24 protein-coding genes are annotated in these 26,200 nt (G+C 33.6%); 3 read left to right on the top strand and 21 right to left on the bottom strand.

Going from position 1 to position 26,200, the window contains the following annotated elements:
• Positions 1 to 4 precede the first annotated feature (4 nt).
• From ACKI3H_RS00120 to ACKI3H_RS00105, 4 genes are all read right to left on the bottom strand, one after another.
• Entirely contained in the window at positions 5 to 718 is a 714-nt protein-coding gene (locus tag ACKI3H_RS00120) for a nuclease-related domain-containing protein (protein WP_407370263.1), read from the bottom strand.
• Positions 719 to 998: 280 nt separating this feature from the next.
• On the bottom strand, positions 999 to 2,012 hold the full coding sequence (locus tag ACKI3H_RS00115; RefSeq protein WP_407370262.1) for a sugar kinase: 1,014 nt from the start codon (positions 2,010 to 2,012) through the stop codon (positions 999 to 1,001).
• A gap of 1 nt (position 2,013) precedes the next feature.
• Positions 2,014 to 2,664, bottom strand: a complete 651-nt coding sequence (locus ACKI3H_RS00110; RefSeq protein WP_407370261.1) for a bifunctional 4-hydroxy-2-oxoglutarate aldolase/2-dehydro-3-deoxy-phosphogluconate aldolase — start codon at positions 2,662 to 2,664, stop codon at positions 2,014 to 2,016.
• A gap of 33 nt (positions 2,665 to 2,697) precedes the next feature.
• Positions 2,698 to 4,527, bottom strand: coding sequence for a glucose PTS transporter subunit IIA (locus ACKI3H_RS00105; RefSeq protein WP_407370260.1), 1,830 nt, complete (start codon positions 4,525 to 4,527; stop codon positions 2,698 to 2,700).
• A 263-nt stretch (positions 4,528 to 4,790) separates the two neighbouring features.
• On the opposite strand from ACKI3H_RS00105, the gene ACKI3H_RS00100 reads away from it, so the two are divergent.
• Positions 4,791 to 5,990 (top strand): enolase C-terminal domain-like protein, encoded by a 1,200-nt coding sequence (locus ACKI3H_RS00100; protein ID WP_407370259.1) that lies wholly within the window; start codon positions 4,791 to 4,793, stop codon positions 5,988 to 5,990.
• 60 nt (positions 5,991 to 6,050) lie between these two features.
• Here the strand turns inward: ACKI3H_RS00100 and ACKI3H_RS00095 are convergent, their stop codons facing one another.
• Positions 6,051 to 6,761 (bottom strand): GntR family transcriptional regulator, encoded by a 711-nt coding sequence (locus ACKI3H_RS00095; RefSeq protein WP_407370257.1) that lies wholly within the window; start codon positions 6,759 to 6,761, stop codon positions 6,051 to 6,053.
• A 192-nt stretch (positions 6,762 to 6,953) separates the two neighbouring features.
• Here ACKI3H_RS00095 and ACKI3H_RS00090 point away from each other — a divergent pair, with 192 nt between their 5' ends.
• Both ACKI3H_RS00090 and ACKI3H_RS00085 read left to right on the top strand, forming a co-directional pair.
• Positions 6,954 to 7,868, top strand: coding sequence for a nuclease-related domain-containing protein (locus ACKI3H_RS00090; protein ID WP_407370256.1), 915 nt, complete (start codon positions 6,954 to 6,956; stop codon positions 7,866 to 7,868).
• Positions 7,869 to 7,979: 111 nt separating this feature from the next.
• Positions 7,980 to 8,342, top strand: coding sequence for a hypothetical protein (locus ACKI3H_RS00085; RefSeq protein WP_407370255.1), 363 nt, complete (start codon positions 7,980 to 7,982; stop codon positions 8,340 to 8,342).
• On the opposite strand, the gene ACKI3H_RS00080 is transcribed toward ACKI3H_RS00085, so the two are convergent.
• The 16 genes from ACKI3H_RS00080 to ACKI3H_RS00005 all read right to left on the bottom strand — a co-directional run.
• Positions 8,314 to 9,129, bottom strand: coding sequence for an SGNH/GDSL hydrolase family protein (locus ACKI3H_RS00080; protein ID WP_407370254.1), 816 nt, complete (start codon positions 9,127 to 9,129; stop codon positions 8,314 to 8,316). The two genes, ACKI3H_RS00085 and ACKI3H_RS00080, sit on opposite strands and share 29 nt — an antisense overlap.
• A gap of 152 nt (positions 9,130 to 9,281) precedes the next feature.
• Positions 9,282 to 10,049 carry a tyrosine-protein phosphatase gene (locus ACKI3H_RS00075; RefSeq protein ID WP_407370253.1) on the bottom strand — a complete coding sequence of 256 codons (768 nt, stop codon included), beginning with the start codon at positions 10,047 to 10,049 and terminating at the stop codon, positions 9,282 to 9,284.
• 221 nt (positions 10,050 to 10,270) lie between these two features.
• The gene (locus tag ACKI3H_RS00070) at positions 10,271 to 10,987 is read right to left on the bottom strand and encodes an MIP/aquaporin family protein (RefSeq protein WP_407370252.1); all 717 of its coding nucleotides are present in this window, start codon (positions 10,985 to 10,987) and stop codon (positions 10,271 to 10,273) included.
• Complete coding sequence (gene glpO / locus ACKI3H_RS00065; RefSeq protein ID WP_407370250.1) at positions 10,984 to 12,822, bottom strand: type 1 glycerol-3-phosphate oxidase; 1,839 nt, start codon at positions 12,820 to 12,822, stop codon at positions 10,984 to 10,986. The genes ACKI3H_RS00070 and glpO overlap by 4 nt, the downstream gene beginning before the upstream one ends.
• Positions 12,823 to 12,838: 16 nt before the next feature.
• Positions 12,839 to 14,344: a glycerol kinase GlpK gene (glpK, locus tag ACKI3H_RS00060; protein WP_407370249.1), complete on the bottom strand. Its 1,506-nt coding sequence runs from the start codon at positions 14,342 to 14,344 to the stop codon at positions 12,839 to 12,841.
• 183 nt (positions 14,345 to 14,527) lie between these two features.
• On the bottom strand, positions 14,528 to 15,997 hold the full coding sequence (locus ACKI3H_RS00055; RefSeq protein ID WP_407370247.1) for a helix-turn-helix domain-containing protein: 1,470 nt from the start codon (positions 15,995 to 15,997) through the stop codon (positions 14,528 to 14,530).
• Entirely contained in the window at positions 15,987 to 17,324 is a 1,338-nt protein-coding gene (locus ACKI3H_RS00050; protein WP_407370246.1) for an FAD-dependent oxidoreductase, read from the bottom strand. Before ACKI3H_RS00050 ends, ACKI3H_RS00055 begins: the two co-directional genes overlap by 11 nt.
• Positions 17,325 to 17,513: 189 nt before the next feature.
• Complete coding sequence (locus ACKI3H_RS00045) at positions 17,514 to 18,218, bottom strand: cytidylyltransferase domain-containing protein (protein WP_407370245.1); 705 nt, start codon at positions 18,216 to 18,218, stop codon at positions 17,514 to 17,516.
• 1 nt (position 18,219) lies between these two features.
• A complete protein-coding gene (neuC, locus tag ACKI3H_RS00040) occupies positions 18,220 to 19,383 on the bottom strand; it encodes a UDP-N-acetylglucosamine 2-epimerase (RefSeq protein WP_407370244.1) in 1,164 nt (387 codons plus the stop codon).
• Entirely contained in the window at positions 19,380 to 20,381 is a 1,002-nt protein-coding gene (gene neuB / locus ACKI3H_RS00035; protein WP_407370242.1) for an N-acetylneuraminate synthase, read from the bottom strand. The genes neuC and neuB overlap by 4 nt, the downstream gene beginning before the upstream one ends.
• Positions 20,374 to 21,015 carry an acetyltransferase gene (locus ACKI3H_RS00030; protein WP_407370241.1) on the bottom strand — a complete coding sequence of 214 codons (642 nt, stop codon included), beginning with the start codon at positions 21,013 to 21,015 and terminating at the stop codon, positions 20,374 to 20,376. The genes neuB and ACKI3H_RS00030 overlap by 8 nt, the downstream gene beginning before the upstream one ends.
• Complete coding sequence (locus tag ACKI3H_RS00025; protein ID WP_407370239.1) at positions 21,016 to 22,056, bottom strand: nucleotidyltransferase family protein; 1,041 nt, start codon at positions 22,054 to 22,056, stop codon at positions 21,016 to 21,018. It abuts the gene before it with no gap.
• A gap of 13 nt (positions 22,057 to 22,069) precedes the next feature.
• Positions 22,070 to 23,230 (bottom strand): LegC family aminotransferase, encoded by a 1,161-nt coding sequence (locus ACKI3H_RS00020; RefSeq protein ID WP_407370238.1) that lies wholly within the window; start codon positions 23,228 to 23,230, stop codon positions 22,070 to 22,072.
• Between the two features lie 12 nt (positions 23,231 to 23,242).
• On the bottom strand, positions 23,243 to 24,223 hold the full coding sequence (locus ACKI3H_RS00015) for an NAD-dependent 4,6-dehydratase LegB (RefSeq protein ID WP_407370236.1): 981 nt from the start codon (positions 24,221 to 24,223) through the stop codon (positions 23,243 to 23,245).
• 151 nt (positions 24,224 to 24,374) lie between these two features.
• Entirely contained in the window at positions 24,375 to 25,778 is a 1,404-nt protein-coding gene (locus ACKI3H_RS00010; RefSeq protein ID WP_407370234.1) for a lipopolysaccharide biosynthesis protein, read from the bottom strand.
• 52 nt (positions 25,779 to 25,830) lie between these two features.
• Positions 25,831 to 26,200, bottom strand: a 370-nt coding sequence (locus ACKI3H_RS00005) for a hypothetical protein (RefSeq protein WP_407370233.1), incomplete at its 5' end; no start/stop codon positions are given.

Genomic DNA, 26,200 nt, shown 5'->3' with positions numbered 1-26,200 from the left:
AAACTTAATTTTTAAATTGACCTAGTTTTTCTTGAATACTTTCGATATGTAATTGCTTTATTTTGTCATCAACATGCATAAAAGGTTTAAGTATTTGAAAATAGAATTTTATATCCTCTGAAGTTATTTTAGGTGCAAGATTTCTTAAGTCTCTTTTCACTCTATTTCTCATTTGATTTCGTTTGATAACAGAGACATTAGGACTAGTTACTGTAATTTTCTTTAATTCACAATTATTGCTGAAAACGATGTAAGACTGCATCAATGTTTCATCAGTAATATTCAAAACTTCTTTTAATGCTTTAACATGTCCTTTATTTTGCCAAATAGGGTTGAAAAATTTGAATTTCTTTTTATTTGGAAAAGTTTGCGTCCAATTACGGTACTTTTCATCGCCAAATATCCATCCACTATAATTCTTTGATTCTACAACGAAAAAACCAAACTTTGTAATCATTACTAAATCAATTTCAGTCGTACTACCATCTTCTTTAGGAATATAAAGATTCGTTAATATTAGTTTTGTCCCTTTTATTTTTTCAAGAGTACGATAGATATTGTATTCACCCATATTTCCTTTATTGAAAAAAGTTTGCCAAAATGTGTGATTGCTTGCAAGTTGATAATCTGAATTATTAAAATCTAAATAACTTTTTAAGATTAGCATACCAAACACTATAATATATATACCAAATAACATTCCCATAAGTTCTACCATTAAGTTTATATCCTCCAAAATTTCATATAATTACTAGACCCTATCTATCATACTTTAAAATAATACTAATAGGTATTTTATGTTTAACTTTATAAAAAAAGATACCTAAGAATTACTCTTAAGTATCTACTCATTATTAGTTTTTATAAAAATACAAATGATGCTATTGATCTTTACACTGTTATACATCACAGTAGTTTCAAAATATACTTATTTTCTAATTACTACATAATAAAACTTTTATTTTCTCTTATAATATATTCTTAAATTCAACGATAATTCAACGATTTATTTTCCCGTTTCCTGTTTCTAAAAAATCGTTTACTTCAGAAACACTAAATTGATTACAGTCACCATAGACTGTATGTTTCAATGCAGATGCTGCTGTTGCAAAATTTATAATCGTTTGAGGATCATGTTGACATAGAAGTCCATGTAAAACGCCACCAGAAAAGGCATCGCCTCCTCCTATACGGTCAACAATAGGATTTATATTATGGCAATCAGATTCATAATATTTCTTATACATCCATAAATTACCGATTAAATCATTTTCAGTTGCTGAATGGACTATCCTTTTGGTTGAATAAAAAACTTCAATATTAGGAAACAGTCTCTGCATTTCTTGATAGTAATAAACCATTTCATCTTTACCGTCTATCTCTCCACTATACTTAGGAATATTTAAAATATATCTGGCATCCATATCTCCAGCTGAACAGTAATCAACATATGGTAGAATTAATTTAATTGTATCTCTTGCCTCTTCTAAACTCCACATCTTAGAACGGTAGTTAATATCAAAACTAATCTTAACACCAGCTTTTTTAGCAATTTTAATTAAGTTTATTGTCAGATTCTTCCATTCTTTTGAAAGTGCAGAAGTAATTCCAGAGATGTGAAATAAATCAACATCTTCAAAAAGAGCCTTTATATCCCACTCCATTTTTTTCATGCCCCCAAAACTTGAACCCAATCGATCATAAATTACATTTGCTGATCGCTTTCCTACCCCTGCTTCCATGTAATACAATCCTAGACGCTGACCGCCAAAAAGTAAATGAGTAGTGGACACTCCATAACTATTCAGAAATTTTTTAACGGATTGGCCTAAAGCATTATTGGGAACTTTGCTAGCAAAAGATACTTCATGACCATAGTTAGCAAGCGAAATAGCAACATTGGCTTCTCCGCCTCCATAACAGACCTCAAATTGTTGAGCTTGTGCAAGACGTTCTCCAGGATTTGTTGAGAGTCGCATCATGATTTCGCCCAGTGTTACAACTTTCCCCATATTATTTTTGTCCTTTTATTTCGTAGTATTTATCCATATATTGTTTTGATAATTCTGTTACTTTATCAAAATCACCACTTTTTACTGGCTCCAATAAGTTTCCACCAACTCCAACAGTCACTACGCCCTCATTGAACCATTCTGCCATATTATCTATGTTTACTCCACCAGTAGGCATGATATTTAGATAAGGCAATGGTGCTTTGAACGCTTTGACAACACTAGGACCGTACACACTTCCAGGGAATAATTTAACAATATCAACACCGCTTTTAAGAGCTGTTTCCATTTCAGTAATCGTCATACAGCCTGGCAAGTAAGGGATTTGGTAAAGATTACACATTTCTGCAGTAGCCGGATTAAAACTTGGACTGACAATATATTGAGCACCAGCCATAATAGCTAGTCGTGCTGTTGTTGCATCTAGAACCGTTCCAGCTCCTATGACAACTTCAGCTTGATTTTTATAGTGAACGGCTAGTTCTTTTATAATTTCATTGGCTTCAGGAACAGTAAAGGTTAATTCTATACTCTTAATTCCACCTTTAATCACCGCATGACTCGTTTCTAAAACTTCTTCTTTTGTCTCGCCTCTAAGAATAGCTATGACTCCCGCTTTTTCTATTCGTTGCAAAATATTCATCTTTTTCATTCTTTAAACCCCTTTAAAATTAATCTTCAGTTTTTAAGATAAAATGGCATTTCCTAAAGTACTTCCTGCAAGGTGTTCTCCTTCAAGATTCTGTTGACCAGATAAACTTTCAACTTTATCCATATTGGTTACAACAACAATGATCGTATCATCTTTTTTCGCTTGTCTAATTTTTTCTAAATCAACATGATCAATTTTCGTTCTAGAAGTTACTGATTCTCCTACTTTGACAAAGATTTCAAATGCTTCTCCATCTAAACTCACTGTGTCAATTCCCATATGAACAAGAATTTCAAGTCCATTTTCTGTTACTAAACCAATTGCGTGTTTTGTTGGGAAAATAGTTTGAACTGTACCAGAAACTGGAGAATAAATATCTCCTGATGTCGATTTCATAGCATATCCATCACCAATCATTTTTGTTGAAAATACATCATCATTTACATCTTCTAATGGAACATAAAAACCATCAGTAACGGCATTCAGCTGAACTTCGTTTGAAGTGTATTCTAGTGCTTGCTTTGGTACTAAAAAGCTAGTAATAGCAAACGAAATTCCAATTGCAATGATAATTCCCAAGACTGCATAGATAAAATATTGTCCAATATATGCCGGTAAACTGAAAATACTAGATAGAATATAACCATAAATTCTTACTCCAAAGAAACTTATGAAAGCTGAAGAAACTGCACTACCAATCGTCGCTGCAAGGAACGCTTTTTTATATTTTGTCAAAACCCCGAATAAAGCAGGTTCGGTTATACCTAACAGACCTGAAAATGCTGAAGATAAGATGATCGACTTTTCTTCTTTCGTCTGAACTTTTTTATATAAAGCAATCGTTGCTCCAGTTATAGCCATATTAGCCATAAACATCATCGGCATTAACATGTCGTAACCTTGATTAGCAAAATTTTGTAACGCAATTGGTGTCATAGCGTGATGTAAACCCGTAAGGATTGCAATTGGTCTGATTAACCCAACTACCACACCAGCTAGAATTGGCGAGATGGTGAACAACCAACTTACTCCATCAGCAAGGAGATTACCCGCATAAATTCCGATAGGTCCTATTACCGTTAAAGTAAATAGTCCTCCAACAAATAATGAAATTGTCGGCGTAAATACGGTGCGTAAAATTTCTGGCAAGACTTTATCAACCCAGCGATAAATATAGCTCAAAGCTAAAATAGCAAAAATAATAGGAATGACCGTCCCAGCATAGTTAAATACGGGTACAGGGACTATACTAAAAAGCATAAAGTTTGAGATTTCTCCTGCGGCTGCCGCTGCAGTCATTGTTGGAAATTGCAATGTTGCAGCAATTGCGATAGCTAGATATTGATTGGTTTTAAATATGCGTGCTGCAGAAGCCGCTACAAAAAATGGTAAGAACGTAAATACTCCACTTGCTAACATATCAATTACTTGGAAAGTCGGTGTTTCATTAGAAATAACATTCAAAGCAACTAAACCAGCCATCAATCCCTTTATCATACCAGCTCCAGCGATGGCTGGTACAATTGGTCCAAAAACTCCAGAAACCGTATCCATAAATAATGACACTAACCCTTTTTTCTCATTTCGTTGATTATTGTTGCTATCTGATTCATTCTCAATACCTAATTCTTTAGTTAATACTTCATAATATTCAACTACATTTGTCCCAATAACAATTTGCAATTGATCGCTTTGAAATTTTGTACCTACTACTCCAGGTAGTTTTTCTAATTCTTTATAATTTACTTTTTCTTTATCTTTAAGATTGAATCTTAATCGAGTCATGCAATGCCATGCATTATTGATATTTTCTTTGCCTCCAACATATTGAACAATTTGTTTTGCAACCTCTTCTTTTTCCATTTGATTTCCCACCCTTTTTCTCTTATTATTTTTTGTTTCCGTTTACAACTTGAATAATAGCACAACATTCTAAATTATAAAAACAGTCCTAAAATCAAAAAAACCCCCTTAAACCTTTGATATAACAACGTTTTTTGTTTTTTTATTTATAATTGGACTGGTTTTTATTCATATAACCTTATCTTTTCATACCAAATTGACAGTTGTTCCTCTTACATGTTTCAATAGACATGTAGTCTTAAAAAAAGAAACGAGGTTTGGACATGAAACCAACAATAATCACAGCTATCAAAAGCTATACCATCAAACCAGATCGACATAATTTAGTAGTCGTAAAAGTAGAAACAAATAGAGGGGTTACTGGTTATGGTTGTGCAACTTTTCAACAACGCCCATTAGCAGTCAAAGGTATGGTTGACGAGTATTTAAAACCTTTATTAATGGGTAAAGATGCTAACAATATTGAAGATTTGTTTCAAATGATGACCGTTAATTCATACTGGAGAAACGGACCAGTAATTAATAATGCTATTTCCGGAGTAGATATGGCTCTTTGGGATATTAAAGGAAAATTATGTGACATGCCGCTTTATCAGTTATTAGGTGGGAAATCTAGAGACGCTATTGCCAGTTATACTCATGCCGTTGCAGATAATTTAGAAGATCTCTATGGAGAGATCGACAGTATTCTTGCAGAAGGTTATCAATATATCCGCTGTCAATTAGGATTCTATGGCGGACCAGCTACTGAACTGAATACACCTAAAAATACGTCTGAGGGTTCTTATTTCGATCAATACCAATACATGGATACAACCTTGAAAATGTTTGCTGCTATTCGAAATAAATATGGCAACTCATTCCAAATGCTCCATGATGTCCATGAACGTCTTTATCCTAACCAAGCCGTTCAATTTGCTAAAAAATCTGAAGAATTTAATTTGTTTTTCTTAGAGGATTTATTACCACCTGACCAAAATGAATGGTTGAAACAAATTCGTTCTCAGTCATCTACGCCAATTGCTACCGGTGAATTATTTAACAACCCGATGGAATGGCAGTCTTTAGTCAAAAACCGTGAAATAGATTATATGCGTGCACATGTCTCACAATTAGGCGGAATCACACCTGCCATCAAATTAGCTCATTTTTGTGATGCTATGGGGATTCGGATGGCATGGCACACTCCATCTGATATTACACCCATTGGAATTGCTGTAAATACACACTTGAATATCCATCTTCACAATGCTGCTGTACAAGAAAATATAGTAGTTCCTGAAAATACGGCCAACCTATTTTCACATGTACCAGTAGCTGAAAAAGGCTACTTTTACCCTATTGATAAACCTGGGATTGGTGTTGACTTCAATGAAGAATTAGCCGAAGAATATCCAATTGTTTATCGACCACACGAGTGGACACAAAGTCGTACTCCTGATGGCACAATCGTTACACCTTAATAAAAAAATTTCCAAAGCAAAGAGCCTACTACACCTTTATATGTAGTAGGCTCTTTGAATTCAATCATTTTGCCTTGTCTGATGACTTTCCTTATTAAACGGGATAATATAGGTACATGAGTAATCTATGGCTGTTACTTCACTGTATTCATAAACTTGACCACTTTTTAGGATACCACGGTTAATGATTTTCATTGCCGGAGTGCCTTTTTTACAAAGCAACAACTCAGACTGTTTTTTTGAGATTAAAACAGGAGTGTAACTCGTTATATAATGTGAAATATCATATCCTGATTGCTGTACATACTTTTGAATAGAATCTTCCACAACACGAGATGTGAAATCTGGAAAAAGTGAGACCGGTAATTTTGAAGTCTCAATTTGAGTTATTTTATAATTTACTATACGAATACGCTGAAATACCCAAACATATTGTTCGTTATCTAATTCAAAAATCTGACGATCCTCTTCTAAAGCAGGCTGCTTTTCCAAAAAAATGATTTTTGAACTAATTCTATTATAGGAATTTCTTGTCAACGAATTATAAATTAAAGGATTTTGTTTAGCATCTTTTCGAATGAAAATTCCTGATCCTTGAACAACATGAACCACTCCAATATCACTCAAACTATTGATAGCTTCCTGTATTGTATATCGTGAAACTTCATATTGAACAGCTAAACTTCTTTGCGTAGGCAACTTACCATCCGAATAATGTTCTTGATAAATTTTGCTTAATATATCTTGCACTACAAATTCACGTTTTTTCATAACTAATCTCCTATTTCCATCTTTTAATAATTATACAGCGAAATCAAGTCTTCCTTATTAGTATAACTTACCTTGTTTAAAAGACAAATTTCTAATAATTGAATAACCACTTTGAATGGCTACTCTTATAGATAGAAATAGGAACTTGTATTTTTATTTTTTGCGTAACTTAATAAAGAGGAGGCGAAAAATATGATAACAATCAAAAAGCGGAAAAAATCAAACTATTTACGTATCTTAGAAGCTTTAGATAAACGGATGGTATTGTCTGATGAAGAATCAGTTCATTTGATGAATATGCAAAAAGGCTTTGAAGGAGAACTTTTCTTTGATTCACTAGTAGAAAATTTTTTAGATATGGACGCATTGGTGTTAAATGATTTGGTGTTTACAGAAAAAGGAAGTACATTTCAAATTGATTCATTGATTTTGACGGGTGACAAAGTCTTGTTATTTGAGGTAAAAAATTATGAAGGAAGTTTTCAATTCAACTCGCACCATTTCTTGACATTTTCTGGCAAGGAAATTGGAAATCCACTGAATAAGTTAGATGAGACTGCTACTAAGATGCGACAACTATTGAATAAATGGAATGTCAATCTTATATTTGATCCTGCACTCATTTTTGTAAATCCTGCTTTTACATTATATAACGCACCGACCGCCAGCTCAATTATTTTTCCTACACAAATCCAAGAGCACTTTTCTCGAATGAATCAACGTGCTTTGCCACTATCGAAAAAGCATTACTATTTTGCAGATAAAATGATAAAAGAGCATCAGAATGAATCCGCTTTTCAACAGAAGTTCCCGAATTATACTTATGATTTCCTTAAAAAAGGATTATGGTGTATAAATTGTGATTTTTCTGATTTAGTAATCACTCAACGGACCTGTTCCTGCAAAATGTGCAGTCACAGAGTATCTGTCGAAGAAATAGTATTGCGTCAAGTAGAGGATTTTAAATTGTTGTTTCCTGATTTGAAAGTAACTACTTCTACTATGTATGATTGGCTCGGTTGCACTATTCCAATGGCAAGAATCCAAAAGATATTAGTAAAAAATTATAAAATTTGTGGAGCCACTCATGGTTCCTATTATAAATAAAAAGTCCTTATAAAAGACGTAGATACTCGTCTAGGGACGAGTATCACCTGATTAAGTTCTTTTGGTATAATCATTTAAACTTGGTCTATTCTATTGGAATACTGTTCTGATTTGATTGAATTAAAGCTTATTATAGCTACTCAAATGGGAAACAACTCTGAGTTAATAGAATTAAAGCTTATTACTTCTACTCAAATGGAAAAAGGCTCTGAGTTAGTCGAATTAAAGCTTATTATGCCTACTCAAATAGAAAGCAGTTCTGAGTTAATAAAATTAAAGCTTATTATGCCTACTCAAATAAAAAGCAGTTCTGAGTTAATCGAACTAAGGCTTATTGCTTCAACTCAAATGGAAATTGGCTTTGACTTAATTGAACTAAGGCTCAAATATTTTCTACAAAAAAAGAAAGGCTCAAAAATAAGAATTCTTGAGTCTCTCTTTTTTATTAGTGCAGCATTTTCACCGGTACAGTAATTCGTTCATTCAATAATTCGAACCATAAACCATATCCTAGTCCATTTGGATGGACATCATCTGCTAAGACTTCTTCAATCGTTAGATTCTGCTTTTCCATTTTAGTTTGCATTAAATGATAGGTATCAATAAAAGGCCATTGCTGCGCGGTTACAAATTCAGCAATCTCATTATTGTATTGTTCGTAAGTCACTTTACCATCTTCTAGAAATACATCATTAAAAAGAGTAGGATTTGCCGTTTGCAAAATGACCAATGTATCTGGCAACTCCTCATTGAAGCGATCCATGATCCATTTAATATCCAATTTTGTTTGATCGACCTTGTTTTGCGGAAAGCGATTATTATTGATCAAACACAATTCAAAAAGTATAATGTCTGGTTTGTCTTTAACAACTGCTTCAATTTTTTCTCTTGAAATCAAATCAGCTGTACTATACCCATTGTAGCCGTGATTGATTACTTTTGCGTGGATGCTATCTCGCTCATTCAAATTATTTTCAAGTAACTTACCCCACACAGGTTGTGTTTCGGTCGCACCTTTTCCAAAGGTTACACTGCTGCCTAAGACAACAATAGTCACTTCTCCATCTCGTTCCGTTACAAATTTTGAACGATCTAACAAACTTTCTTGCATATATGTATCGGACAATTGATAATTTTCAGTCACTTTAGCTAACGTTTTATTTTTTTGAGTAGCGTTAAAAAAGATGATAAAAATAGCTACCAGCAATATAACTAATCCAAATAACCACTTTTTTTGATATGAATTATTTGTTCGTTTCATATTGCAAACCTCCTTCAACTATTAGTCCATGCAGTATACCATGTTTTACAACAGTAGAATAAGGCAACTTTTCGACTATTTGAATATACAAAAAAACGCTTATCGCATCACATGCAATAAACGTTATTCTAAATTGCTCTACTACTTTCTTTTTAAAACAACCCAAAAATTTTAACTTTTTTTACCGGTTGAGGTGTTGTAGTATGAATGAGTTCTCCATTGATCAAGTCTTTAGTAACTTGATGGTACTCCGCTACTTTTTCAGGGCCGAATTCTTTTTCTAATTTTTGATACGCTTCTTTCATATGAAACGAACGTGATCTAATATTGTGTGCATCCGAAGCAATAAAATGCACTAAATTTGCTTCGATCAATTGTTTACTGACCTTTTGGATCTCTTTACCGAATCCTCCAGTGTAGCTAGCAGCTGTTACTTGCGCCAAAGCTCCTTTTTCAACAAACGACAACAATTTATTAGGATCTTTCAATATCGCATGATTCCGTTCTGGATGAACAATGATCGGTGTGATGCCTTCTCTTTGCATTTCAAAAAAAAGTGGTTCAGCGTATTGTGGAATGGTTGGTGTCGGAAACTCGATTAAAACATACTGATTTCCTTCATCAATAAATTGAATTTTATCTTCTTCAATATCTTCAAAAAATTCTCCATTGATGCGAACTTCTTGTCCAGGAAAAATCGTTAGTGGAATACCCCTGGTATCTAGTTCTTGCTGCACTTCATCGACTAAACTCAAAATATCATGTTTTTCATTATCCCAATGTCCATTTTTATAATGGGGTGACGCTAAAATATGTGTGATTCCTTCGGCTACAGCTTCGCGCGCCATGTCCATAGAATCTTCCATATCTTTGGCCCCATCATCTATACCTGGTAAAATATGGCAATGTAAATCAATCATATGTTTTTCTCCTTTAGTTTTGCTCACTTAAATTATAGCTCATTATAAATCAAACTTTTAAAAAAAGCTAGATGGTCAGGTTCTACTTATTTTTTTCTTAACTAAGAATATACCCTATAAAAATAAAATTACTACATTAAATTTCTTCATTGTTTCAAAAAAATAGCCTCACATCTCTACAAGTTAGTTGTAGAGACATGAGACTTCTTGTTGAGTATAATTTAAGTAATTGCTATATAAAGGAATGCAGCGATAGCTCCACCAATCATTGGTGCTACTACTGGAATCCAAGAGTAACCCCAGTCTGAATTTCCTTTGTTTGCGATAGGTAACAATTGATGAGCAATACGTGGACCTAAGTCACGTGCAGGGTTGATTGCGTACCCTGTTGATCCTCCTAAAGAAAGACCAATTGACAGAATTAATACCCCAACTACTAATGGGTTTAATCCATCAGTAAATGTATTTTTTCCAAACATCATAAGTGCAAATACTAATACGAAAGTACCTATTGTTTCTGACATTACATTACCTACAGTGTTGCGAATAGCTGGAGCAGTTGCAAAAGTTCCTAAAATACTATCTTGGTTTTTTGTTTCTTTAAAGTGTGGCAAGTAAGTTAACCAAACTAAAACAGCTCCCAAAATACCTCCAAGTACTTGAGCAATAATAAACGGCAATACTAATGCCCAATCAAAATTACCAATAATAGCCATACCAAGTGTTACAGCTGGGTTTAAGTGTGCTGGTCCCATAGATCCTGCAACATATACTGCGATTGTTACGGCTGCTCCCCATCCAAGTGCAATGACAACCCATCCTGATGCTTCAGCTTTACTTTTTTTCAAGTTAACGGCCGCACATACACCGTCCCCAAGCAACACTAGCATCATTGTTCCTAAGAACTCGCTGAAAATTTGTAACATATCTCCACTCATCTATTTCCATCTCCCTTTAATTTTTTTAAATCAGACTCTGCAATTGCAGCGTTTAATTTTACTGTGTGAGCAGCTTTTGCTTCATCTGTCCAGCCATAATAGCGGCCCATTTCAGCAATCACTGGTTCTATTATACCATCTAAAGTGTCGCGCATAAACAACATATGATTTGTGCGACGGATTAAAAAGTCCGCTGGTGTTAACGCCATCTCTTCATCCATAGCATACCGTAAACTTGCGGTATCTGCCAATGTTAATCCTTCGATTTTTTCGATTTCATCAATTAAAGCAAACGCTCTCGGCGCGTTTGAGCCGTATAAATTAGCAAGGTACATAGCTTCTGAGTCGTTTAACCCTTTTCCAATACCAATTTGAGCTAATTTTTCAGTTTCTGCTTCAACTTCTAACGGGTTAATCTCTCCACCAGATACAGGGTATTTAGCAGAATCAATCAATTCATAAGAAATATTGAAATCCTTTTGTAAAATCTCAATCACAGCTTTCATTGCGCCGATAGCCATCTTACGGTAGTCCGTTAATTTCCCACCAGCTACTGTGATTAATCCATCCTCATCGATGTCTAAGGCACTTCCACGAGAAATCGCTGAAGGATTGTCTTCTGATTCAGAATTACCTGTTTCGATGTTTTTCAATACGTCTTCTACGGTATAACGGTCAACTTCCCCTTTTTGGAATTGCTCAATCGTAGAAATCACTTTATCAAAACTTTCGTCTTTGATTGGTTTGCTGTTCCCACCATTGTAGTCAGAACCGCCATTTGACGAAATCAATGGGCGCAATCCTGCCCAACTTGATTCGATATCATCAATCGAGATATCAGCTGATGGGTAACGATTATTGACTATTTCCAATAAATAATCAACGTCTTCTTGATCAACTGTTGGATGTGCAAAGTCTCCTTTGTAATCTGTATCCGTTGTTCCAAAGTACGTTTTTTCTTCCCGAGGAATCACGAATACCATACGGCCATCATTTTTACCGGTATCAAAATAAGTGGGTTGTGGAACGTATAATTTTTTGCTGTCTACAACCAAGTGAACCCCTTTTGTAGGGCGCATTTGTGGTACAGCGTCTAATTTAGCGTCCATTTGACGAATCGTGTCCGACCAAGGACCGGTTGAATTCAAGACAACACGAGCTTTAATATCAAATGTTTCACCCGTTAGCAAGTCTTCTACAGTTGCTCCACTAGCTTTATTGTTTTCATCATGTAAAATATTGACAACTTTCATACGGCTGACCATGTGTCCGCCATCTGCAGCAGCACGTTTAATGTTTTCAATCACTAAACGTGCATCGTTGTTGCGGTAGTCCAAGTAAACTCCTGCACCTAATAAGCCTTCACTTTTTAGTTGTGGTTCGCGTTCTAGAACTTCCTCTTTTGTTAATGTGTAATTCGCATATTTTGTTCCAGTAACACTAGCTAATTGATCGTATAGATCCATTGCTACTTTTAAAGAGAACATAGAAAACGTAGAACCAGGTTCATCATAGATTGGCAAAATCATGGGGTCAGCTTTTGGAATGTGAGGTGCAATTCCCTGCACGACAGCACGTTCTTGAACCGTATCTGCTACAACTTCAACATCGAAGTTTTTCAAATAACGCAATCCACCGTGAACTAATTTAGTTGAGCGTGAAGAGGTTCCTTCAGCAAAGTCTTGCATCTCCACGAGCCCTGTTTTAAGACCAGAAGCGCTGGCTTGCAAAGCAGTCCCAGCACCTGTAATCCCTCCACCAATAATTAAAACGTCCAATGTTTCTTCTTTTAATGCTTGAATATCTTGCTTTCTTCGTTCAATTGAAAAAACCATAAATCGTTTCCTCCTTTTATGCTTCAGGCTTAAATACTTGTGTAGCTTTAACGGCTAGTTTCCAGTTTTTGTATAGTTTTTCGCGCTCTGCATCTGACATTTTTGGTTCGAAGATACCGCCTTCTTCGTACATGTCTTTGATTTCGTCCATACTTTCCCAGAATCCAACAGCTAAACCAGCTAAGTATGCTGCACCTAAAGCAGTTGTTTCTAAGTTGTGTGCTCGTTGAACTTTTGTACCTAAGATATCTGCTTGGAATTGCAATAACCAGTCGTTATTTGCAGCTCCGCCATCTACTTTCAATAATGGAATATCAATACCTGCATCTTTGTTCATTGTATCAATAACATCGCGTGATTGGTAAGCAATCGATTGTAAAGTCGCTTTAACAAAATCTTCTTTCGTTGTTCCACGATTCAACCCGAAGACAGATCCACGTGCATCTGAATCCCAGTATGGTGCTCCAAGACCCGTGAAGGCTGGTACCACAAATACTTCGTTGTCGTTTTTAGACGCTTTAGCAAGTGCTTCTGAGTCAGCTGAATTTTCAATCATTTTTAATCCGTCACGCAACCATTGGATTGACGATCCTGATACAAAAATACTTCCTTCTAAAGCATAGTAAATTTTGCCATTGATTCCATAACCGATCGTGGTTAGCAAATTGTTTTCTGATAATTGTGGTTTTTCTCCCGTATTCATGACAATAAATGAACCCGTTCCGTAAGTGTTTTTCACCATTCCAGGTTCGAAAGCCATTTGACCAAATAAAGCAGCTTGTTGGTCTCCAGCCATTCCTGAGATTGGAATATTCGCTCCATAGAAATGGTAGTTCGTTGTGTTTCCGTAAACTTCTGAGTTGGATTTCACTTCTGGCATCATAACGCTTGGAATGTTCAACAAGTCTAAGATTTCTTGATCCCATTCTAATTTATGAATATTGAATAACATTGTACGGCTGGCATTTGAATAATCCGTAACGAATGAATCTCCACCCGTTAATTTCCATACTAACCATGTGTCCACCGTTCCAAACATCAACTCACCTTTTTCAGCGCGCTCTTGTGCGCCTTCTACATGGTCAAGAATCCAGCGAATTTTAGTAGCTGAGAAATAAGAATCAATGATCAACCCTGTTTTTTCATGAATCATTTTAGAATGTCCATCTTCATTTAATTTAGCAGCAATAGGTGCTGATTGGCGTGATTGCCAAACAATTGCGTTATAAATTGGACGTCCTGTTTTTTTATCCCAGATGATTGTTGTTTCACGTTGGTTTGTAATCCCGATTGCAGCAATCTCTGCAGGTTTGACACCGGATTCAATAAATGCCCCAGCAATAACCGATTGTACTGAATTCCAGATTTCATTCGGGTTGTGTTCTACCCAACCACTTTGTGGAAAAATTTGAGTAAACTCTTTTTGCGAGCTCCCAATCGTATTTGTTTTTTTATCATAAATAATTGCTCTTGAACTCGTTGTTCCTTGGTCAATGGACATAATGTATTTTTTCTCTGTCATGTTAAATTTCCTCCTATGCTTTTGCAAGCGATTTCTTAATAAACTTATTGTAACCGTTTTTCTTAGAAAGAAAACGTCATCTTTTTTTAGTTTTTGAAATTTTTTGAGAGGTTTTGCCTTTTCGAATAAATTTTACGCCAGGAAAACAAAAGAACAAGCTGCAGTATTTTCACTGAGCTTGTTCTATAAATTGAATTCTTGAATGATTTTTTGAATATTTCTCATATCAAAAGAAGATAGAATTTCAGAGAGAACATATACCCTAGATTTACCGTAAATGTCCTTATCAACTGGTTTCTCATTAGTGAGAATGAGATCGTACACTTTACCTGGGTGATAAGCTTCAACATGTATGCCATTGATATGCCTCATATTCAGTATAAGCAACTGATTGAGTGTCTCCGTAAAAATTGCTTCCATTTTCAAATCAATTCCTACTTGCAAAATGGTCGTCATCTTCAACGTAACAATCGCCAATAAACTGATGTATTTTAGCAATCCTATTTTCAACAGACTATTGTCTTCCACTTCTTTGATGCCAAATTTAGTTGTACTGATAGCAATCAGTGTCTCTGCAAATGAAACGAGATCTCTGCCGGTAAATTGTTTTTCTTTAGCCAACATTCCTTCATAATCATAAATTTCCATATCTCCTTGGAAGAAGTACAGTTTTGTGTGAATATGAGAAAGATGGTAGTGCATATCACGTTCCAACATATAAGGCAATTTGCGGAATTTATATTGGATAATAATGGTTTCAACAATGTACGCATCCATTGTCGCAATAGGTGCACGACGATCACGCTCCAACGTATACTCATGAAAATCGTGTTCGCTCAATATCGGAAAAGCCAACAAAAAAGCAAAGTGCAGCATAGCTTCTTCTTCATCAACTTCAATAGAATAACGACTAAAGTAACGCAAAACTATGATTCGAATTTTTTGGTATAGCAGATCCTCTAAGTAAGGCTGCATCAGTTCGCGCAAATGTGCATACTTCTTTTCTTTGCTAGTAAGGCGGTTTTTACTAATAAGCATCCAAACATTTAGACGTTGTTTGTTTTCTGTTTCAATCGTAACTTGCAAGGAACTTTCCATAGCTTGTACCATTTGAGTAATCTGCTTGTCGTTATGTGAAGTCATAAGGGATTCTTTATCCTCGATATAGCTATAAAATTGAAAATAGAAATACCGAATATGCAACTCTTCACCGTGCAACTGCCCATTACGGATTTTGACACCAAACTCTTTCAAGTAGCTGTTCAGCTCTTTAATTTTACGAAATAAGGATGAATCGCTGATCATCAATTTTTGTGTCAATTGAGTAATTGAGAACTCCTGATGCTTAAATAAAAACCGAACCAGTTTCACTTTGATTGATTGATTCAAGTAGAGTTGATGAATTTGCGGTAAAGAAAACTTATCACTCATGGTTAAGGAAATGTATTGTCCGTCATAATTGACCTGTACTTGATCTTTAAGAGCTTGAATTCGAAAAGAGATAGATTCCAAGTCTTTATCCAGTGAAGCTCTAGCAACAGATAGATACTCTACCATATCCGCATAAGAGAGCCTCCCACCGTTCAGTACGAGTTGTTTAAAAATCGTGACTTCTCTGATTTCATTTTTCTCCAAAAAGTGTTCAATTTTCATTTCCGTCATCCCTCACTTCTGGCCATGAAACAAAGTTAGTAGCCGAAATCATTTGGGAAAACGAAGGATGGAAGAAATAGTCTTTTTGTTGCAAGTCTTCCATCGTTTGTTTTGTTTGAATGGCTAACGCTAATGTATTGATCTTTTCTAAAATGTCAGAAGTTGAAATCATCTGAGCACCAAGCAAAATATGACTAGTTGCATCATAGACCCATTTAATCGTTACGGTATCGCTAGTTGGCAGACTAGTTAACCGCACTTTTTGACGATAGGTTTTCACCTTTTGATCAGTAAATACACTCTCGGCTTCCGTCATACCTGTACTAGCAATATAATACCCGAATATGAAGGTTCCAATCGTGCGCAAAGAGCCTTTGAAAGCCATTTTTGGTTGAATAAGATTATTAGCAGCCACGATTCCTGTACGGACAGCATTATTTACAAGTGGAATATACACTGTTTCCTCTTCTTCTCCATAAGCGAGTTGGATACAATCCCCCACAGCAAAAACATCTTCTACCGACGTCCGCATATACCGATCAACTGCAATCGTTTGGTCCATATGAATCCTGATGTGTTCATCTAGAAAATGCAAGTCCGGTCTCACATTCACACCTAAGATAACGGCATCACTCATAACGGTTTCATTTCCAAATCGAATCGTTGCCAATTGATCCGCTTCAGATTCAATCGAAGAAACCGTTTGATTCAAGCGCAAATTAATACCCTGTTCACTCATTTTTTGTTGGACTGGTTGGATCATGTCTTTATCAAAATATTTGAATAACACATAGTCCATATTCTCAATCAACGTTACCTGCTTTTCTTGCTTGCTTAACAAATCAGCTGCTTCCACTCCAACTTGACCTGCTCCAATAATTGTTACACTTCTGCTAGCATCAACTTTAGCTAAAGCAGCTTCTGCTTCATGATGCCGTTTGTACTTCAAGACGTTCTCGCCATCACTGCCACTGATTTTTTGCGACAATTGACTTGAACCCGTTGCAATAATCAATTTATCATAAGTGATCGTCGCTTCTTGTCCATGAAACATATAGTGGACTGTTTTGTGGGTTGTGTCGATTTTCTCAACAGATGCTTCTAAGCAGCACTGGATGTTTTGCTTTTCCAATTGTTCTTTCGTAATAAAATAAGCTGCATCTAAGTCAGCAATTTTATTTTCCCAGTATAAATGCAGTCCATTCGGAATGTATCCCAAAGTAGGCTGCTTTTCCAACAGAATAATTTCTGCATCAAAATATTTTTTTCGTACTTCTAAAGCCGCTGCTACTCCAGCAAAAGAAGCTCCTATAATCACTACTTTCATGCTAATACTCCTCGTTAATGTGTTTTTAATTAGTATAACATAGAGAGGAAAAACTTTCGCAAGCGAGTTTTATAGGTTAGAGGGTCTTGTAGGTTTTTAAAATTGTTTTAAATAAAAAACAGCATGAGTTAGCACCCACACTGCTTAAACTATTATTAATAATAGTTTATTAAAGTCCCTAATTTTAAATTAGCTCATAATGTTATCTTTTAATAGTAGCTCAGCTAATTTAAAATCAATTTCATCGTCTATATCAATAGAATGAATTTTATCCATTATATATGCGATACTTTTTTCGCCATAATAACTGTTATTAATTTTATAAGTTTCAACATCACACAAATATATTGCACCATTAAGGCGATAAAAAGGTGTCAGTTCCTGCCTTCTTTTATTGTTATGTTCTAATAAAAAATTTTCCATACTTAATGATTCATTTAATTGATTCATTAAATACGGAGAATGTTCTGATTCACATACAGACACAATTGATTTTCCATTTTTTTCAAATAATAACTCTAAGGCATTAACGATATCATCTTTATTTCTCAATGGAGATGTAGGTTGTAATAACATAAAATAGTCATATGTTATATTTTTCTTTTCTAATTCATTGATTGTAAATTTAATGACATCATTAGACGCACTAGTATCGCTAGCTAAACTTTTGGGTCTCAAAAATGGGATGGAAGCTCCATATTTTTTAGCAATCTCAGCATATTTTTCAGAATCTGTAGACACTATAATATCATCAAATATTTGAGCATTTTTTGCTGCTTCTATTGTATATGCTATTAAAGATTTTCCATTTAACAACTTTATATTTTTATCTTTAAGCCCTTTAGATCCACTTCTTGCTGGAATAATAGCTATTATTTTTTTTCCTCTAAACATACTAAATCTCCAAATCATAAAAACTTTTTTTTAAGCTTATTTTTCCTTCTAATGATTTACTAATTTCTGTAATAATCTTTTCACTTACTATTCCATTTCCATATGGATTATGCATATTTTTTATATTTATTTTGAAATTTTCTGAAAGTGATTTTTTTATAGCATTTTCTATTAATTCGGATTTTGGATCACAATTAATAACTGATTCTGCTTGCAGTCTACCTTTTTGACGATCTCCAATATTAACTGTAGGAACTTTAAAAGATGGGGCTTCTATAATACCACTAGAAGAATTCCCGACAACTGCTGAAGCTAATTTCATAGCACTTAGGTACCTTAATTGACCCATAGAAGTAAATGCAAGAGTATTTTCTAAATGCTCATTTGTATAATCATCAATCATTTCATTAATAATACGTCCATCAGTATCAGAATTTGCCTTTGTAAAAATAATTGTTGTATTTTCAATAGTATCTAATACACTTAATAAATTTCTAAATTGAACTTCAGAAGTAGCATCTTCCAAAGTCACCGGATGAAAGGTTACCAGTAATAAATCTTTTTGGAAAACTATTCCTAAATTTTTCTCTAACTCATCTTTACCCATTAAAGGCATTTTTCTAATATTTTCAATTCCAATTGCTCCAACATTGAATACGCGTTCTGGACTTTCTCCAAGTTGAATCACACGTTTACGGTACTCTTCCGCACTTGTAAAATGCAACCAACTCATTTTAGTAATAGCATGTCTGAATGCTTCATCAAAAGCACCTTCCGTTGTTTCTCCACCATGTAAATGAGCAATTGGAATACGAGCAACCGAGGCTGCAGTTGCGGCTACAAAAGTTTCATACCGATCTCCTAATAGTACAAGCATATCTGGTTGTAAACGTTCAAAACTTTCAGAAAACCCAATCATACCAAGTCCCATTGATTTTGAAATACCAACAGGTGTATCAGAACTTAATAAGATGTCTACTTTTTCGTTAATAGTATAGCCCTCTGCTTCAATCAATTTGTAAGTCAAACCAAATTCTGGGGATAAATGCATGCCTGTAACCAGTAATTGTAATTCTAAATCTTCAGCTTGTTTTATTTGCTCAAGTAGAGGCATCAATAGACCATATTCAGCTCTTGTTCCTGTCACTACACAAATATTTTTCATTTCTCAATCAACTCATCTTCTTGATAATCTCTAGTCGCTTTTGATCCAATGATCTCATCCCATAACATAGGAGAAATCCCTGTTCCTGGACGTTTAATCTCTAAATTTTCTTCTGAAAAAGTTTCGCCTGTCCTAACAGGTGCTTTTGCAACAATGCTTTTACGCGCAATAGGTTTATTTTTTCTTTCAGATTCTGTAGGTATTTTAACACCCGTTCCTAATGCCACTTCAATATTACGAATACTTTTAACCATCTTTTTTAATTCATCTGGTTCAAGACTCGCCTTATGATCAGGTCCTTCCATAGTTTTATCTAGAGTAAAGTGTTTTTCAATCATTACAGCTCCAAGTGCGACAGCTGCTATTGGAATTTCAATTCCTAGAGTATGATCTGAGTAACCTACCTTTACTTTGAATGCATCTTTCATCGTATTCATTGCAGTAAGATTTACGTCACTCATCGGTGTTGGATACTCTGTATTGCAATGAAGTACCGTAACATCTGTAGTTCCGTTATCTTTTAATACTTCTAAAGCGGCTTCTATTTCGCCAAGAGTTGCCATACCGGTAGATAAAATGATTGGTTTTTTTGTCTGTGCAGTTTTTCTTAGATAAGGTAAATTAGTAATCTCACCTGAAGGAATTTTGAATACACTAAGGTCTAAATCTACTAATAAATCAATGCTTTCCAAATCAAATGCGGAAGACAAAAACATGACACCTTTAGAGTTTGCATAATCCATTAATTCTTGATGTTTATCATAATCTAATTCTAATTTCTTTATCATATCAAATTGATTTTCATCATTACTACCGATATTAGCTATTTGATAATCAGCCTTCTTAGCTTTCACTGTTACTAACTTACTTGCTTTAAAACTTTGAAATTTGACAGCATCAACACCAGCTTCTGCACCTTTTCCAATCAATTTTTTGGCAAGTTCAATACTACCATTATGATTAACACCAGCTTCTGCGATAATAAATACTTTATTCATTAGTTACCTCCTTACATGGATTTCCGTAAGCTATTTTAAAGCTTCCTATATTACGAATAACGACACTTCCTGCGCCAATAATGGTATCTTTGCCTATTTCTATACCCTGAATAATAGTGGTATTGGTTCCAATATGTGTTGATTTACCAATAATCACATTACCACTCAGAGTAGATCCTGGGGCTAGATGGCAAAAATCACCAATAGTGCTACCATGTTCCACGATAGCACCAGAGTTTATGATTGCAAGCTTACCGATTTCTACAGATGCATTTACAATTACACTTTTACCAATAAAAGTCCCTTCATTTATAGTTGTTCTATTGGAAATAATTGCCGTTTTATCTTTTATAACGGGAAAAGAGAATCCAAGTTCTTTAGCCTGTTGAAACAGGTTTTGTCTCAATTGTGTGTGACCAATGCTGCCTAACGTAATAAAAACATTTTGAATGCCTTTATTACGCCACTTTTGCAAGTCTTCATCAACACCGATAATAGGGATTCCACCTATAGTTTCTCCAACTTTTTCCGGTGTATCTAATACACCAATAATATCAAAAGAAGAGTTTTCCATAATAGAATCAATTACACTTTCACAATGACCACCGCCACCAATTAAAAGTATTTTCTCCATTTACCTAACACCCAAGCTATCAATCATATTTTCCATTTCTTTGATTTGTCCCATGTCCAACCACGCATTTTCACTTACTGGAAAAACACCTACTTTAAATCCAGCATCTTTTGCTTTCATGATAACATTTGGTAAATCAGCAAACTCACCATTTGATACAAATTCTAATATTACTGGTTCTATCAAATACATTCCTGTATTGATTAAATGGCTGTATTCAGGCTTTTCGACAGTACTCTCAAGTAATCCTTCGTTATCTAATTTTAAAACACCATAGGGAATTTGTGTATTTTTTATAGAAGCAATAAACGTTATATCATTTTTATTTTGTTTGTGGTAATCCATTACAGCTGTGTAGTCAGTATCCACTAAAATATCACAATTAGAAACAAAAAATGTTTCTTTAAGATATTCACGCATCAAAGATAAACTTCCACCTGTCCCTAAAGGCTTATCCTCTTCAATATATGTAAGTTTGTAGTCTCTTATTTCTTCATTAAAGTAACTTTTAATCATATTTTTTTTGTAATTTACACTTATAACAAAATTTTTGCAACCATATTCATAAAATCTTTCGATAATTCTCTCCATTATAGGAGTATCTCCAATTGGTATTAACGGCTTAGGTAAAATTTTTGTATAAGGGTATAATCTTGTACCTTTACCACCTGCCATAATAACAACTGGAGGATTAATTTTCTTTCCTTTTACTGACTCACTTGTTTTAAATAATATATTTCTAATAGAATTGTCGTCATTCAATACTGGAATTGAATCAATTTTCTTTTCTTCCATCAATTTTTTTCCTTTATCTATTGCATCTTTAAAAATAAATATAGGACTAGGATTCATAGCTTCAATAACTTCATTTTGGATAGATTGATTTTTAAGGATATATCTTCTAACATCACCATCAGACAAAGAACCTATTATCTCATTATTTGTTGTTACGTAAATAATTTTATGAGCATTTTTATCCATTTGTTCCATTGCTGCTTTAACAGTTGTATTTTCCGAAACAATAAATTCTTTAATTTCCATAATATCCTCCTTGTTATAGCAATTCCTTTACGCATTCCGATACATAACAAACCTCTTCTTGAGTAAGGTTTGAACTGCAAGGAATATTCAAAATATGATTGACATAATAATCCGCTTTTTCAATTTTATAAGATTGGGACTTTTTATAAGGTTTTTGTTCATGAATCAATCCCCATATAGGACGAGTTTGAATCTTTTCAGCTTGTAACTTATGGATAAACAATTGAATATCTGGATTCCCTTTAATGTTTAAAGCATAAAACCAATAATTTGGGCGTATATTTTGTTTAAACTCCATTAACTCAACTTTTTCATTGCTTTCTAAAAGTTCTTTATATAAATGATAATTTGCTTTTTTTGTAGCAATAAAATCTTCTAAACGTTCTAGTTGACCTACTCCAAGGGCCGCTTGTAAATTAGTCATGCGGTAATTATAGCCAACATCGCCATGGATGAAATTTAATGTATCATCTTTTGCTTGTGTTGAAAGATAGCGAACATAATCTAAGTCCTCTTTATTTTTAGCTAAAATCATACCCCCGCCTCCGGTTGTCATAATTTTATTTCCATTAAAAGAAAACACACCAAAGTCTCCTATTGTTCCAGCAAATTGCCCTTTGTATGATCCATTTGTATAGTAAGATCCTAATGCTTCAGTAGCATCTTCAATAAACTTAAGGTTATATTTATTAGCTATATTCATCAACTTTTCCATATCTAATAAATTACCAAAAACATGTACTCCTAGAATTGCTTTTATGTGTTTTTTAGAGCGATTATTGATTAATTTACCTTCTTCAAATGTACATTCTTCTTCGATAAACTGTTCTACTTTAATTGGATCTAAACACAATGTGTCATCGCAATCCATAAAAATGGGTTCTGCTCCGACATAACGTATAGGATTAACAGCCGCAATAAAGGTTAATGTAGCTGTTATGACTTCATCGCCTAAACCTACCCCACTTTGGATTAATGCTAAGTGCAATCCTGCTGTTCCACTCTGTACAGCCACTGTCTTTTCAACATGTACATATTCTGCAACATTTTTTTCAAATGTTTCAATGTAACTTCCACCAGTGGATACCCACTCATCTTTTACTGCTTCAGTGACGTACTCTAATTCATTACCTTTAATATTGGGTACAGATAATGGGATAAATTTTCTTTCCATAATGAAAGCCTCCTATATATTATAAATATCTGTTTTGTAACTATCCATATTATTTTTTAAGAATTCAATTGTTTCAGCTAAACCTTGTTCCAAGGTATAAGTTGGCTTCCAATCTGTTAAACGCATAATTTTTGCATTAGAACCTAAAAGACGGTTAACTTCACTTTTTTCTGGACGTAATCTTACATCATCTGTAATAATTTTTGCATTGGGATTAATTTGACGAATCATCTCATTTGCTAATTCACCAATGGAAATCTCTTGTTGTGTTGCAATATTTATTTCTTCACCAATTGTATTTTCAGCTTTAGCTAAGGTAATAAAACCGTTAGCAGTATCTTTTACGTAGTTGAAGTCACGAGTTGGTGTTAAAGAACCTAATTTAATTTCTTCTTTTCCTGCTAATAATTGAGTAATAATTGTTGGGATTACTGCTCGAGCTGATTGTCTTGGACCATAAGTGTTAAATGGACGAACAATTGTAATGGGCATATTAAAGCTTCTATAAAAAGATTCGGCCATACGATCTGAACCGATTTTAGTAGCTGAGTATGGAGATTGTCCTTGGAAAGGATGGTTTTCATCGATTGGCACGTATTGAGCTGTTCCATAAACTTCTGATGTAGATGTTACTAGAACACGATTAGTCCCTAAATCTCTTGCAGCTTGTAATACATTTAAAGTACCTTTAATATTTGTATCTACATATGAATCTGGTGAATGATAACTGAACGGAATAGCAATCAATGCTGCTAAATGGTAAACCGTATCAATCCCCTTCATTGCTTCTCTGACTCCATTGGGATCACGGATATCCCCTGTGAAAACATCAATTTGGCTTAATATTTCTTTAGGAAGACTGTCTAACCATCCCCAAGTATTAAATGAATTATAATAGGCAAATGCTCTTACCTTTTCCCCTTTTTTTACTAATTCTTCTACAAGGTGGCTTCCAATAAAACCATCTGCTCCTGTTACTAATACTTTCCCCATAATATTTTCTCCATTCTATATTTTTTTTTAATATAATATACTTTAACAATTAATTAAAATAATCATATTATCTAATTTTAATCCTTTACCTTTAGTTAAGGTATGCTTTAAAATAACGATAAACTTATATATATTTGATTAATTTTATATTTTATTTAACCATTTTTATTTTTTTTACATAAGAGTATAAAAAAATAATTAACATTATCATAATCATATATCTAATAATAAAGAAATTAGATAAAGAAAAAAACAACATGGCTACTATAACGACTCCACTAGTAATTAAGACAATCATTCTTGTATCAAATAACTGTTTACCTATTACGAATTTGGCAATATTGTAATGGAATAGAAATAGGATAAAATAAGAAAGTACAGTAGTATAACCAGCAGCTATATATCCAAAATTAGGAATGAATATCATGTTTAGTATGATATTTAGAAACGCTGCAATAACAGTCCCAATTGGAATAAAAAAGGTTTTTTTTGAATAAAACTCTACATTAACCGGAAGACTGTATAGAAACTGAAAATAATAAGCTAATAATATTGGTATTATCAAAGGGATACCTTTTAAATATTCTTGTGGTGCTAATAGCTTTGCTACATCCACCATAATTAACATGAATATTAGCGTTATTATAGCAAAAACCATTGTGTAATAATTGGATACATTTTTTATTTTTTTTTCGTTACCTTTATTAAGCTCTGAATAAAACCAAGGTACCCAAGCATTATTAGCAGACGCCCACACAACACTCAAGATTATTCCTAAATTATAAATATAAGAATATATACCTGCAGCAAATGGTCCATCTATTGAATTAATCATCACTCTATCAACCTGTCCTAATAATACATTAGCTAGAGCATGTGGAATTAATGGTAAGCATATCTTCAATGCATACCTCCAATAGTCTCTATCATATAGTTTTTTACCTTTAAACATAATAAATCCAAAAATTATTAGCCCCACCACACTGAAAGCAACTGTCCCACCTATTATTCTTCCAAAATAATGATTATTATTAAATATAGTTAAAATAAATATTAAAGATAAACCAATATTAAATATTGTACTAATTACGGATAAAGTTAAGAATTTAAAATATTGAACATTTATTGTAAAATATCCTGAAATAAAAGTAATTAAAAAGTTCCCATAACTATAGAAAACCATAAGATTAAATACTGACTGTGTAATGTCAAAAAAAGAATTTTGATAAAAGTACAAAAAATTACCTACAAAGATAAATAATAGAAAACTTAAAAAAGTCAAAAAAAGTATTGAAGACATAAAAGCTTTTATGTCTTCTTTATAATCAAAATTCGCATTATTTATAGCCCCTTGCAAGCTTAAACCAATAATTATGACCATAATAGATGCTAACGCCATAAAATTGTTCACTAATCCATATTCTTCAACAGTCATAATGTTAGTAAAAATTGGAATCGTTAAAAAGTTAATTCCTTTAATAAAAAAGTTGCCAATAGTATACCACAAACTAGATTTCACTAATATATTATTTTTTAGTAAATTCATATACTTCATTTAATTCCTCCACACATTATTTTGAAACAAAACAACTTTTTTTAAAATAATATTACTTAAGGCTAGAAATACTATTAAGTATAAACTCTAGTTCTTCAGTTGTTTCTGGAATAAAAAATCTTTTTGAAGTGTAACTTTCTTTTACATTATACGCAATATCATAAGTTGTTTTATTAAAGTTAGTCATAGTACTTAAATCTAATAATTTAAATAACAATATAACTATTGGTTCTTCATTGAACATTATTTTAGGATTTAAACACGCTGTTGAAAATACTGAAATTAGCACCTTATCCTTCATACTGTTGTTTAAATTAAAGATTTCAAACGGCATAGTTGATTTAAATTCTTTAATTTCATTTCTAAGTTCCATATTTTTTGTTCGTGGATGTAATTTAACTATAATATCTTCTAAAGAGATA

Source organism: Carnobacterium sp., assembly GCF_045617425.1.
In the GTDB taxonomy this organism is placed as follows: Bacteria; Bacillota; Bacilli; order Lactobacillales; family Carnobacteriaceae; genus Carnobacterium_B.
The sequence above is the reverse complement of the archived record's forward strand: the minus strand, read 5'-3'. Positions and strand labels throughout refer to the sequence as shown.